Genomic DNA, 11,981 nt, shown 5'->3' with positions numbered 1-11,981 from the left:
ACTACTAAACCCTTGATTTCATTGATCTTAAACCATTGTTTAACAATCGGACCATCACTGAATCCGGTTTGAAATCGCCCCAAAAAACCACGTCACCAGCCCGGAATGGAAGCGCAAATGTCTCGCGCCCGTGACTAACCGGTCGTCCGTAAAACAGCTGTTTTGGGACTATAGTGCTAAAGCTCGCCTGCCACAGGTCGATAGCTGCTAAACGCCGCACTAAATCAACAAGAGCGCTTAGCACGCCGCACAAGGACAGGTTCAATGCCCGCATTCCGTACCATTCAAGCCCGTTACACGCTGTTTCTGGTGCTGTTCATCCTGTTGCTGTTCGCCTTGACGGTGGTGGGCATCAGCCAGTTGGTCGCGCCAAAACTTCGGCACACCGAAGAACAGGTGGCCCTGAACCGTATTGCTGAAGTGGCCGAACAGATCCAGGGCGAACTGAACAAAGTTCAAGCGCAACAACGCAGCATCACCCAGACCATCCCCCTGCTCGACAGCGCGGCTATCGACACCGTGCTGCCAGGCCTGGTGGACCAGTACGGTGAGCTGAAGGTGTTTGGTGGCGGGATCTGGCCGTTGCCTGGCCAGCGCGAAGCCGGACGCAATAAATTCAGTACCTTCTGGCACCGGGATGCGTCGGGCAAGCTGGCCGTCAACACCTTCTGGAACAGCGACGCGGCGCCCAACTATTACGACCAGTCCTGGTACAAGGGCGGCATGCAGACACCTCGCGGCCAATGCGCCTGGGCCGCGGCCTATAAGGACGACGCCAGCGCCGAACCGCGCACCAACTGCGCCATGGCGATTGCGCGCAACGGCGTGCCATACGGGGTCGCGACCATTGACGTCACCCTGGGCTTCTTCAATGACCTGGTGGCGCGCAAGGAAAAGGACCTGGGCGCCGAAATGCTAATCGTCGAGGCCGACGGCAAGATCATCAGCAACAGCTCACGCATCAATGGCCCGATTGTCCTGAAAAACATCAGTGAGCTGACGAGCAGCTCGCCGTTTGCCGCGCAGATCAAAACCGCGCTTGAGCGCCGTGACGCTTCGCTGCAACGGGTCGAGTTCGACAATCAAGGCGTAGCGAACACCTTCTTCATGCGTCCGATCGAAGGCACACCGTGGTTCCTCGCCACCACCCTGCCAACCACACTGATTACCGCTCAACGCGACGATGTGCTGAGCACCTTGAGTCTGTTGCAGATTCCGATGGTCCTGCTGCTGGTACTGCTGCAAATCTATGCGATCCGCCAACTGATCCAGCGCATGAAAGCCTTGAAGGCCAACATTGACGCGCTGTCCACCGGTGACGCCGACCTGACCCGACGCATCACCATTCGTGCCGAGGATGAACTGGGTGCCATCGGCCATTCGGTCAACACCTTCATCGCCTACCTGCAAAACATGATCGGCGAAGTCACCCAGGCCACGGGCGCCATGGCCTCAAGCCTTGAGAATCTGCAACGGACCTCGGCGCATACCAACCAGATCCTGCAACGTCACGCTTCGGAAACCGACCAGACCGTCACCGCCATCACCGAGATGAGTTCGACCGCCGACAGCGTCGCCGAAAACGCTGCTGAAACCGCAGCATTTACTCAACGCGCCAATGAACACGCCGACCGTTCGCGGGTAGTGGTGGGCGAAGCGTCCAGCAGTGTGGTTGCACTGATCGGCGAAGTGGCCAGCGCCACCCATAAAGTCGAAAGCATGCAGCAGGATGCCCAGCGCATCACCGAAATCCTTGGGGTGATCGGCGCCATTGCCGGGCAAACCAACCTGCTGGCACTCAACGCAGCGATTGAAGCGGCGCGGGCCGGTGAACAAGGTCGAGGCTTTGCAGTGGTCGCCGATGAAGTGCGCGCCCTCGCCGCCCGTACCCAGGCCAGCACCTCGGAGATCAACGAGATGCTCACCCGTCTGACTCAGGGCGTCAGCTCTTCGGTGGCGGCGATGGAGAATACTCAGGCGAGTTGCCAGTCCGCCGCCGATGCGACGGCACGCGTCAACGCAGGATTGGACGAAATGGCCGGTTCGGTCAGCCACATCAACAGCCTCAGCACCCAGATCGCCACCGCCGCCGAACAACAGAGCGCGGTGACCGAGGAGATCAACCGCAGCATGGTGCAGATCCGCCACATGGTCGAAGAGCTGGTGCAAAGCGGTCACGCCACCGAGCTCAATACGCGCCAGTTGCTGGACGCCAATAGCCGGGTCAGTTCGATCATGGGACGCTTCAAGGTCAAGTGAGCCCGCAAATGATGCCCGCGTGTTTCGCGTGGGCATCAACTTCAAGACCTGCTGTCAAGGAATGTCCATGTATAACTTTGAAACATAAGTGCCCTTTTTCATCGGGGAAAATGGTCAAAATGCGCTGCGTGAAATGATCAACGAGAGATAACCGATGAAAACTACACTGCGTCTGGCGGCCCTTTCTGCCCTGCTCATCTCATCGCTGGCCCAGGCCGCCGAGCTGATTCCGATCGATGTACACCGCGATGCCAATTGCGGTTGCTGCAAAAAGTGGATCGCGCACCTGGAAGCCAACGGCTTCAAGGTCAATGACCACGTCGAAAGCAACATGAGCGAAGTCAAACAGCGCCTCGGCGTCCCACCGCGACTGGCTTCATGCCACACCGCTGTGATCAACGGCAAATTCGTCGAAGGCCATGTGCCCGCGGAACAGGTATTGGCCTTGAGTAAATCCGACCTGCTCGGCGTGGCGGCTCCAGGCATGCCCATGGGCTCGCCAGGCATGGAAACGGATGGTATGGCCGATGCTTATCAGGTCATTGGCCTGACCAGAAATGGCACCGATGAAGTGATTGCCGACTACCCGGCCCAGTAATGTTCATGGGTTACCTCGGGCTGTTCTTCGCGGCGTTCGGTGCCGCGACGCTGTTGCCGATGCAGTGCCCTGAACCTTTGTTGCGGCCAATTGTTAATGTCACCCTAATCGCGACGCTCCAGCATCGGCCGATTCGCAACGGAGTTCACCTATGCCCAGCTCGCGTCCTCTTTGGTTGTCCGGCCTGCTCCTGACACTCGCCCTACCCACCCTGGCCCACGCCGAAGGGCCCGCCTATGGACCGGAGCTTCAAGGCTTCGACTATCCCTACACCGTCAAGCACTTTGCCTTCGAGTCCCAGGGTAAAAGCCTGCAAATGGGTTACATGGACGTCGCCGCCAGTGGCAAGGCCAACGGCCGCAGCGTGGTGTTGATGCATGGCAAGAATTTCTGCGGCGCATCCTGGGACAGTTCGATCAAGGCCCTGAGCGACGCAGGTTATCGGGTGATCGCCCCGGATCAGATCGGTTTCTGCACCTCCAGCAAGCCGGACAATTATCAGTACAGTTTCCAGCAACTGGCGAGCAACACCCACGCATTGCTGAGCAAACTCGGCATTCAAAAAGCCAGCCTGCTGGGCCACTCCACCGGCGGCATGCTCGCCACCCGTTATGCGCTGCAATACCCCGGGCAAGTCGAGCAACTGGCGCTGGTCAATCCCATCGGCCTGGAAGACTGGAAAGCCCTTGGCGTGCCTTATCTCACGGTGGATCAATGGTACGAACGCGAACTCAAGGTCTCCGCCGAGGGCATTCGCAACTATGAGCGAAGCACTTACTACGGCGGACGCTGGAAGCCCGAATTCGAGCGCTGGGTGGACATGCTCGCAGGCCTGAACAAAGGGCCGGGGCATACTCAGGTCGCGTGGAACTCGGCACTGATCTACGACATGATCTTCACCCAGCCGGTGTATTACGAGTTCAAGGACCTGAAGATGCCCACCCTGCTGTTGATCGGCACCGACGACACCGCGGCCATCGGCAAAGACTTTGCACCGCCGACGGTCAAGGCCAGACTGGGTGACTACAAGGTCCTGGGCAAACAGGTCGCGCAACTGATTCCACAGTCGACGCTAATCGAATTCCCCGGCCTGGGTCACGCACCACAAATAGAACAACCCGCGCAATTTCATCAGGCGTTACTTGGCTGGTTGACCAAGACCGCGCCGACCCTTTGAAGAGGCAATGCTCATGGCTGTGCAGATTGCGGTGATAGATGACTGGCAGGGCGTGGCCCGTGATGTGGTGGATTGGTCGGCGCTGGACGGTATCGGCGAAGTCAGCTTTTTGCATGACTATCCCGCCGACCACGCGACACTGAGTGAACGCCTGCGGCCCTTCGAGGTAATTTGCGTGATGCGCGAGCGCACGCTGTTCGATGAAGCACTGTTGCGCAGCTTGCCCAAACTCAAGTTGCTGGTGACCGGTGGCATGCGCAACGCGGCCGTTGACCTCAAGGCTGCTGCTACGCTGGGGATTCAGGTCTGCGGCACCGACAGTTACAAACACGCGGCGCCTGAGTTGACCTGGACGCTGATCATGGCCCTGACCCGAAATCTGCTTGCAGAAGCCAACGCCCTGCGTGCCGGCCACTGGCAGCAACGCCTGGGCGGCGACTTGCACGGCAAGACCCTCGGCATTCTGGGCCTGGGCAGTATTGGCAAACGGATCGCCCAGTTCGGCCAGGTGTTCGGCATGCACGTGATCGCCTGGAGCGAAAACCTCACCGCCGAGCGCGCTGCTGAGGCCGGCATAAACTATGTCAGCAAGCGTGAACTGTTCGAGCAGGCCGATGTGCTGTCGATCCATCTGGTGCTCAGCGAGCGCAGTCGCGGCCTGGTCGATGAAGAGGCGCTGGGCTGGATGAAGCCCGGCGCAGTGCTGATCAATACCGCCCGCGGGCCGATTGTTGATGAAGCCGCATTGATTCGGGCCCTTGAGCAGAACCGTCTGAAGGGCGCAGCACTGGATGTCTTCGAGCGCGAGCCATTAGCCGCCGACCATCCGTTTCGGACATTGCCCAACGTGCTGGCCACACCGCATATCGGCTATGTCAGCGAACAGAACTACCAACTGTTCTTTTCACAGATGATTGAGGATATTCAGGCCTGGACAACCGGCCATTCGATCCGCGTACTGAACTAGAATCGGGATTAGTTGGCCAGGGTCAACCCATTAGCTGGCAATGGCAATGCAGTTTTGTAGCGTACCTGCTTGAGCGCAAAGCTTGAGCGGATGTTGGCGACGCCCGGGACTTTGGTCAAAAAGTCCATCATGAAACGCTCCAGCGACTGAATGGTCGGCACCAGTACGCGGATCAGATAATCCGGGTCGCCGGCCATCAGGTAGCACTCCATCACCTCCGGTCGGTTGGCAATCGCCGCTTCGAACTGCGCCAGCGCCTCCTCTACCTGTTTCTCCAGGCTGACGTGAATGAACACGTTGACGTGCAACCCCAGCAACTCGGCGTCCAGCAGCGTGACCTGCTCGCGAATCAGCCCCAATTCTTCCATGGCCTTGACCCGGTTGAAGCACGGTGTTGGTGACAGGTTCACCGAGCGTGCGAGGTCGGCGTTGGTGATGCGGGCGTTCTCCTGAAGGCTGTTGAGAATGCCGATATCCGTACGGTCCAGTTTGCGCATGAGACAAAACCACCTGCTTTTTATGTTTATAAAGATTTTTTATCCTCAAATGACCTTAAGCGCAACGAAACAGAGATAAATATTCTTCTTGGCCCGGCCTATGATTGTTGTAGGACAAGATTTCTTTTATCGAAGAATGACGGTCAGCTCACTACAAGAAATTCACAAGATCGAGCGTAGAAGCCATGAACCAAGCGTACGAACCGCTGCGCCTGCACGTTCCCGAACCTTCGGGCCGTCCCGGCTGCAAAACCGACTTCTCCTACCTGCATCTGACCGATGCCGGCACGGTGCGCAAACCCCCAATCGACGTAGAACCTGCCGATACCGCTGATCTGGCCAAGGGCCTGATTCGCGTGCTCGACGATCGGGGCAATGCCCTGGGTCCGTGGGCGGAAGGCGTGCCGGTGGAGATTCTGCGTAAAGGCATGCGCGCCATGCTCAAGACGCGAATTTTCGACAACCGCATGGTGGTCGCCCAACGTCAGAAAAAGATGTCGTTCTACATGCAAAGCCTTGGCGAAGAAGCCATCGGCAGCGCCCAGGCCCTGGCCCTGAACATCGACGACATGTGCTTCCCGACTTACCGTCAGCAAAGCATTCTGATGGCCCGCGAAGTGCCATTGGTGGACCTGATCTGCCAACTGCTGTCCAACGAGCGCGATCCGCTCAAGGGCCGCCAGTTGCCGATCATGTACTCGGTGCGCGATCACGGCTTCTTCACTATCTCCGGCAACCTCGCCACCCAGTTCGTGCAAGGCGTGGGCTGGGGCATGGCTTCGGCCATCAAGGGCGACACCAAAATCGCCTCGGCCTGGATCGGCGACGGCGCCACTGCCGAGTCCGACTTCCACACCGCCCTGACCTTCGCTCACGTTTACCGTGCGCCAGTGATCCTCAACGTGGTCAACAACCAGTGGGCGATCTCCACGTTCCAAGCGATTGCCGGTGGTGAAGCCACTACGTTCGCCGGTCGCGGCGTCGGCTGCGGCATCGCCTCCCTGCGGGTCGATGGCAACGATTTCGTCGCGGTCTACGCGGCCTCCGCCTGGGCCGCCGAACGCGCCCGCCGCAACCTCGGCCCGACCATGATCGAATGGGTCACCTACCGCGCCGGCCCGCACTCGACGTCCGATGATCCATCCAAGTACCGTCCTGCCGACGACTGGAGCCACTTCCCGCTGGGCGACCCGATTGCGCGCCTCAAGCAGCATCTGGTGAAAATCGGTCAATGGTCTGATGAGGAGCACACCGCCCTCAGCGCCGAACTCGAAGCCGAAGTGATCGCAGCCCAGAAAGAAGCCGAGCAGTACGGCACCCTCGCCGGTGGCCAGATTCCAAGCGCCGCGACCATGTTCGAAGACGTCTATAAAGAGATGCCGGAGCACTTGAAGCGCCAGCGTCAAGAGTTGGGGATCTGACATGAACGATCACAACAATAATATCGAGTTGGAAACCGCCATGACCACAACCACCATGACCATGATCCAGGCCCTGCGCTCGGCCATGGACGTGATGCTTGAGCGCGACGACAACGTCGTGGTGTTCGGCCAGGACGTCGGCTACTTCGGCGGCGTGTTCCGTTGCACCGAAGGCCTGCAAAGCAAATACGGCACCTCGCGGGTGTTCGATGCACCGATCTCGGAAAGCGGCATCGTCGGCGTCGCCGTGGGCATGGGTGCCTACGGTCTGCGGCCGGTAGCCGAAATCCAGTTCGCCGACTACGTCTACCCGGCATCGGACCAGATCATTTCCGAAGCCGCACGCCTGCGCTATCGCTCGGCCGGCGAGTTCACCGCCCCGATGACCCTGCGCATGCCTTGCGGCGGCGGTATCTACGGCGGCCAGACCCACAGCCAGAGCATCGAGGCGATGTTCACCCAGGTCTGCGGTTTGCGCACGGTCATGCCGTCCAACCCTTACGACGCCAAAGGCCTGCTGATCGCCTCCATCGAAAACGATGACCCGGTGATCTTCCTTGAGCCAAAACGCCTGTACAACGGCCCGTTCGACGGCCACCACGACCGCCCGGTAACCCCGTGGTCGAAACACCCGGCCGCACAAGTGCCGGACGGCTACTACACCGTACCGCTGGACGTCGCCGCCATTACCCGTCCGGGCAAGGACGTGACCATCCTGACCTACGGCACCACCGTTTATGTCTCGCAAGTTGCCGCTGAAGAAACCGGTATCGACGCCGAAGTCATCGACCTGCGCAGCCTGTGGCCGCTGGACCTGGAAACCATCGTCAAGTCGGTGAAGAAAACCGGACGCTGCGTGATCGTTCACGAAGCCACCCGCACCTGCGGTTTCGGCGCCGAACTCGTGTCGCTGGTTCAGGAACATTGCTTCCACTACCTGGAGGCGCCAATCGAGCGTGTGACCGGTTGGGACACTCCCTACCCGCATGCGCAGGAATGGGCGTATTTCCCTGGTCCGTCCCGTGTGGGCGCGGCTTTGAAACGGGTTATGGAGGTCTGAATGGGCACGCACGTTATTAAAATGCCGGACATTGGCGAAGGCATTGCAGAAGTTGAACTGTCGGTGTGGCACGTCAAGGTCGGCGACATGGTCGTCGAAGATCAGGTACTGGCCGATGTCATGACCGACAAGGCGATGGTCGACATTCCGTCCCCGGTGCATGGCAAGGTCATCGCCCTTGGCGGTGTGCCTGGCGAAGTCATGGCCGTGGGCAGCATTCTGATCAGCATCGAAGTAGAAGGCGCGGGCAACGTCAAAGAGTCCTCGCAGCCGGCCGCTGTGAAAGAAGTCAAGGAAGAGGCGCCGAAAGCCGCCGCTGTGGCTGCACCCAAGGTTGAAACCGTGGTTGCCAGCAAACCCGCCCCAGTCTCTCGCCCTGCGGCACAAGCGCCGGTGGCCCGCGAGGCCGACGAACGTCCATTGGCCTCTCCGGCCGTGCGTAAACATGCACTCGACGCCGGCATTCAGTTGCGTCTGGTTCAGGGCACTGGCCCTGCCGGGCGGATTCTGTATGAAGACCTCGACGCGTATCTCGCCCACGGTCCATCCGTTAAATCGACTGCCGGCGCCGCTTACGCCGAACGCAATGACGAGCAGCAGATCCCGGTGATCGGCATGCGTCGCAAGATCGCCCAGCGCATGCAGGACGCCACCCAGCGCGCTGCACACTTCAGTTATGTCGAAGAAATCGACGTGACCGCGGTGGAAGAACTGCGTGCGCATCTGAATGAAAAGCACGGCGCCACTCGCGGCAAGCTGACCTTGCTGCCATTCCTGGTGCGCGCCATGGTCGTTGCCCTGCGCGACTTCCCGCAGATCAACGCCCGTTACGACGACGAAGCCCAGGTCATCACCCGCCTCGGCGCCGTGCATGTGGGCGTCGCGACCCAAAGCGACATTGGCTTGATGGTGCCCGTGGTACGTCACGCCGAAGCTCGCAGCCTGTGGGACAGCGCCGCGGAAATCGCCCGTTTGGCCACTGCTGCGCGCAATGGCAAGGCCGCCCGCGACGAACTGTCCGGCTCGACCATCACCCTGACCAGCCTCGGCGCCTTGGGTGGCATCGTCAGCACCCCGGTGCTGAACCTGCCGGAAGTGGCCATCGTCGGCGTCAACAAGATCGTTGAACGGCCAATGGTGATCAAAGGCCAGATCGTGATTCGCAAGATGATGAACCTCTCCAGCTCCTTCGATCACCGGGTGGTCGATGGCATGGACGCGGCGCAATTCATCCAGGCCATCCGTGGCCTGCTCGAACAACCCACCACGCTGTTCGTGGAATAAGCATTTGTGGAGCAAGGCATGCAACAGACTCTGAACACCACACTGCTGATCATCGGCGGCGGCCCTGGCGGTTATGTAGCGGCGATTCGCGCAGGCCAACTGGGCATCAACACCATACTGGTAGAAGGCCAGGCGCTCGGCGGCACGTGCCTGAACATCGGCTGCATTCCGTCGAAAGCGCTGATTCATGTGGCCGAGCAGTTCCATCAGACTCAACACCACAGCCAGCATTCGGCTCTCGGGATCAACGTCTCGGCGCCGACCCTGGACATCGGCAAAAGCGTCGAGTGGAAGGACGGCATCGTTGATCGCCTGACCACCGGCGTCGCGGCGCTGCTGAAAAAGCACAAGGTCCAGGTCATTCACGGCTGGGCCAAGGTCATCGACGGCAAAACCGTCGAAGTCGGCGACACCCGTATCCAGTGCGAGCACCTGCTGCTGGCCACTGGTTCGAAAAGCGTCAACCTGCCGATGCTGCCAATCGGTGGGCCGATCATCTCCTCCACCGAAGCCCTGGCGCCGACAAGCGTGCCAAAACGGCTGATCGTGGTTGGCGGCGGCTACATCGGGCTTGAGCTGGGCATTGCCTACCGCAAGCTTGGCGCTGAAGTCAGCGTGGTCGAGGCGCAGGATCGGATTCTGCCGGCGTACGACGCCGAACTGACCCAACCGGTGAGCGAAGCACTCAAACAACTCGGCGTGAAGCTTTACTTGAAGCACAGCGTTGAAGGCTTTGATTCACAAGCAAATACCTTGCAAGTGCGCGACCCGAACGGTGAAACCCTGAACCTCGCCACCGATCAGGTGCTGGTGGCGGTCGGGCGCAAACCCAACACACAGGGCTGGAACCTTGAAGCGTTGAACCTGGACATGAACGGTTCGGCGATCAAGATCGACAACCGCTGCGCGACCAGCATGCGTAACGTCTGGGCCATTGGCGACCTGAGTGGCGAGCCGATGCTCGCCCACCGCGCCATGGCACAGGGTGAAATGGTCGCCGAGCTGATCTCGGGCAAACACCGCGAGTTCAATCCGACCGCCATCGCTGCCGTGTGTTTTACCGACCCGGAACTGGTGGTGGTCGGCAAGACTCCGGACGAAGCCAAGGCTGCAGGCCTGGATTGCATCGTGTCGAACTTCCCGTTCGCCGCCAATGGCCGGGCGATGACCCTGGAGTCGAAAAGCGGCTTCGTGCGGGTGGTCGCACGGCGTGACAATCATCTGATTGTTGGCTGGCAAGCGGTCGGTGTCGGCGTGTCCGAGTTGTCGACAGCGTTCGGCCAGTCCCTGGAAATGGGCGCACGCCTGGAAGACATCGCCGGCACCATCCACGCCCACCCGACGTTGGGTGAAGCGGTGCAGGAAGCGGCGTTGCGTGCCCTTGGTCACGCGTTACACCTTTAAAAAGCTGCCGCCCCCCCGTAGCAGCTGTCGAGCACCGCGAGGCTGCGTTCGGCGGCAAAGCCGCCGTAATCCGGCTGATGCGGTCAGCCTGCAAGAACGCGGTTGCAGATATTGCGACGGCTGCGCCGCCGAACGCAGCCTCGCGGTGCTCGACAGCTGCTACGAATGGATCAAATTCCGGGCTGCGAATTCGGCCCGGAATGAAGTATTGTTGTCCCCATCCAGAAAAACGTCAGAAGCCTTGAACCGTTCAGGCGATTGTTAAGTGATAGAGGGTGTCATGGGTAACGAAAGCATCAATTGGGACAAGCTGGGTTTTGACTACATCAAGACAGACAAGCGTTATCTGTCGTACTGGCGCAACGGTTCCTGGGATAAAGGCACCTTGACCTCCGACAACGTGCTGCACATCAGCGAAGGCTCGACCGCCCTGCACTACGGCCAGCAATGCTTCGAAGGCATGAAGGCCTATCGTTGCAAGGACGGTTCGATCAACCTGTTCCGCCCGGACCAGAACGCCCTGCGCATGCAGCGCAGCTGCGCTCGCCTGCTGATGGCGCAGGTGGAAACCGAAGACTTCATCGAAGCCTGCAAGGCCGTGGTTCGTGCCAATGAGCGTTTCATTCCGCCGTACGGCACTGGCGGCGCGCTGTACCTGCGTCCGTTCGTGATCGGCGTGGGTGACAACATCGGCGTGCGCACCGCTCCCGAGTTTCTCTTCTCGATCTTCTGCATCCCGGTCGGCGCCTACTTCAAGGGCGGCCTGACCCCGCACAACTTCCTGATTTCCAGCTACGACCGCGCCGCCCCACAAGGCACCGGTGCTGCCAAGGTCGGTGGCAACTACGCTGCCAGCCTGATGCCCGGCTCCGAGGCCAAGAAGGCGCATTTCGCCGACTGCATCTACCTGGACCCGATGACCCACACGAAGATCGAAGAAGTCGGCTCGGCCAACTTCTTTGGTATCACCCACGACAACAAATTCGTCACGCCGAAATCCCCTTCGGTATTGCCGGGCATCACCCGTCTGTCGTTGATCGAGCTGGCTAAATCGCGTCTGGGCATGGAAGTCATTGAAGGCGATGTGTTCATCGACAAGATCGGCGACTTCAAGGAAGCCGGCGCCTGCGGTACTGCTGCGGTGATCACGCCAATCGGCGGCATCGAGTACAACGGCAAACTGCACGTGTTCCACAGCGAAACCGAAGTCGGCCCGGTCACTCAGAAGCTCTACAAAGAGCTGACCGGTGTGCAAACTGGCGACATCGAAGCGCCAGAGGGCTGGATCGTCAAGGTCTGATCCAGCGCTTGAGG

Annotated in this window: 10 protein-coding genes; 9 read left to right on the top strand and 1 reads right to left on the bottom strand. The window is 59.9% G+C overall.

Features of this window, described 5'->3' with window-relative positions:
- The first annotated feature begins 264 nt into the window (after positions 1-264).
- From ACIPIN_RS20170 to ACIPIN_RS20155, 4 genes are all read left to right on the top strand, one after another.
- Positions 265-2,259, top strand: a complete 1,995-nt coding sequence (locus ACIPIN_RS20170; protein ID WP_401121309.1) for a methyl-accepting chemotaxis protein — start codon at positions 265-267, stop codon at positions 2,257-2,259.
- Positions 2,260-2,413: 154 nt separating this feature from the next.
- Complete coding sequence (locus tag ACIPIN_RS20165) at positions 2,414-2,857, top strand: DUF411 domain-containing protein (RefSeq protein ID WP_401121307.1); 444 nt, start codon at positions 2,414-2,416, stop codon at positions 2,855-2,857.
- Between the two features lie 151 nt (positions 2,858-3,008).
- Entirely contained in the window at positions 3,009-4,034 is a 1,026-nt protein-coding gene (locus ACIPIN_RS20160; RefSeq protein ID WP_401121305.1) for an alpha/beta fold hydrolase, read from the top strand.
- A gap of 13 nt (positions 4,035-4,047) precedes the next feature.
- Positions 4,048-5,001: a D-2-hydroxyacid dehydrogenase family protein gene (locus ACIPIN_RS20155; protein WP_401121303.1), complete on the top strand. Its 954-nt coding sequence runs from the start codon at positions 4,048-4,050 to the stop codon at positions 4,999-5,001.
- An 8-nt stretch (positions 5,002-5,009) separates the two neighbouring features.
- Here ACIPIN_RS20155 and bkdR read toward each other — a convergent pair whose 3' ends face one another.
- Entirely contained in the window at positions 5,010-5,498 is a 489-nt protein-coding gene (gene bkdR, locus ACIPIN_RS20150; protein ID WP_071555481.1) for a Bkd operon transcriptional regulator BkdR, read from the bottom strand.
- A gap of 185 nt (positions 5,499-5,683) precedes the next feature.
- Here bkdR and ACIPIN_RS20145 point away from each other — a divergent pair, with 185 nt between their 5' ends.
- The 5 genes from ACIPIN_RS20145 to ACIPIN_RS20125 all read left to right on the top strand — a co-directional run bounded on the left by ACIPIN_RS20145 (position 5,684) and on the right by ACIPIN_RS20125 (position 11,967).
- Positions 5,684-6,919 (top strand): 3-methyl-2-oxobutanoate dehydrogenase (2-methylpropanoyl-transferring) subunit alpha, encoded by a 1,236-nt coding sequence (locus tag ACIPIN_RS20145; protein WP_401121300.1) that lies wholly within the window; start codon positions 5,684-5,686, stop codon positions 6,917-6,919.
- Between the two features lies 1 nt (position 6,920).
- Complete coding sequence (locus ACIPIN_RS20140; RefSeq protein ID WP_401121298.1) at positions 6,921-7,979, top strand: alpha-ketoacid dehydrogenase subunit beta; 1,059 nt, start codon at positions 6,921-6,923, stop codon at positions 7,977-7,979.
- A complete protein-coding gene (locus ACIPIN_RS20135; protein WP_401121296.1) occupies positions 7,980-9,263 on the top strand; it encodes a dihydrolipoamide acetyltransferase family protein in 1,284 nt (427 codons plus the stop codon). It begins immediately after the preceding gene.
- Positions 9,264-9,281: 18 nt separating this feature from the next.
- The gene (gene lpdA / locus ACIPIN_RS20130; RefSeq protein WP_401121294.1) at positions 9,282-10,667 is read left to right on the top strand and encodes a dihydrolipoyl dehydrogenase; all 1,386 of its coding nucleotides are present in this window, start codon (positions 9,282-9,284) and stop codon (positions 10,665-10,667) included.
- Between the two features lie 280 nt (positions 10,668-10,947).
- Positions 10,948-11,967, top strand: coding sequence for a branched-chain amino acid aminotransferase (locus ACIPIN_RS20125; protein ID WP_216744080.1), 1,020 nt, complete (start codon positions 10,948-10,950; stop codon positions 11,965-11,967).
- Positions 11,968-11,981 lie beyond the last annotated feature (14 nt).

This window comes from Pseudomonas sp. NPDC087697 (genome assembly GCF_044743155.1).
Classification (GTDB): Bacteria; Pseudomonadota; Gammaproteobacteria; order Pseudomonadales; family Pseudomonadaceae; genus Aquipseudomonas.
This window is presented reverse-complemented; position numbering and strand designations above follow the sequence as displayed.

Excerpts from the sequence above, each read along its gene's own strand:
- lpdA (WP_401121294.1), top strand. The coding sequence starts at position 9,282 with ATGCAACAGACTCTGAACACCACACTGCTGATCATCGGCGGCGGCCCT.
- ACIPIN_RS20165 (WP_401121307.1), top strand. The coding sequence starts at position 2,414 with ATGAAAACTACACTGCGTCTGGCGGCCCTTTCTGCCCTGCTCATCTCA.
- ACIPIN_RS20140 (WP_401121298.1), top strand. The coding sequence starts at position 6,921 with ATGAACGATCACAACAATAATATCGAGTTGGAAACCGCCATGACCACA.
- ACIPIN_RS20155 (WP_401121303.1), top strand. The coding sequence starts at position 4,048 with ATGGCTGTGCAGATTGCGGTGATAGATGACTGGCAGGGCGTGGCCCGT.
- bkdR (WP_071555481.1), bottom strand. The coding sequence starts at position 5,498 with ATGCGCAAACTGGACCGTACGGATATCGGCATTCTCAACAGCCTTCAG.
- ACIPIN_RS20170 (WP_401121309.1), top strand. The coding sequence starts at position 265 with ATGCCCGCATTCCGTACCATTCAAGCCCGTTACACGCTGTTTCTGGTG.
- ACIPIN_RS20160 (WP_401121305.1), top strand. The coding sequence starts at position 3,009 with ATGCCCAGCTCGCGTCCTCTTTGGTTGTCCGGCCTGCTCCTGACACTC.
- ACIPIN_RS20125 (WP_216744080.1), top strand. The coding sequence starts at position 10,948 with ATGGGTAACGAAAGCATCAATTGGGACAAGCTGGGTTTTGACTACATC.
- ACIPIN_RS20145 (WP_401121300.1), top strand. The coding sequence starts at position 5,684 with ATGAACCAAGCGTACGAACCGCTGCGCCTGCACGTTCCCGAACCTTCG.
- ACIPIN_RS20135 (WP_401121296.1), top strand. The coding sequence starts at position 7,980 with ATGGGCACGCACGTTATTAAAATGCCGGACATTGGCGAAGGCATTGCA.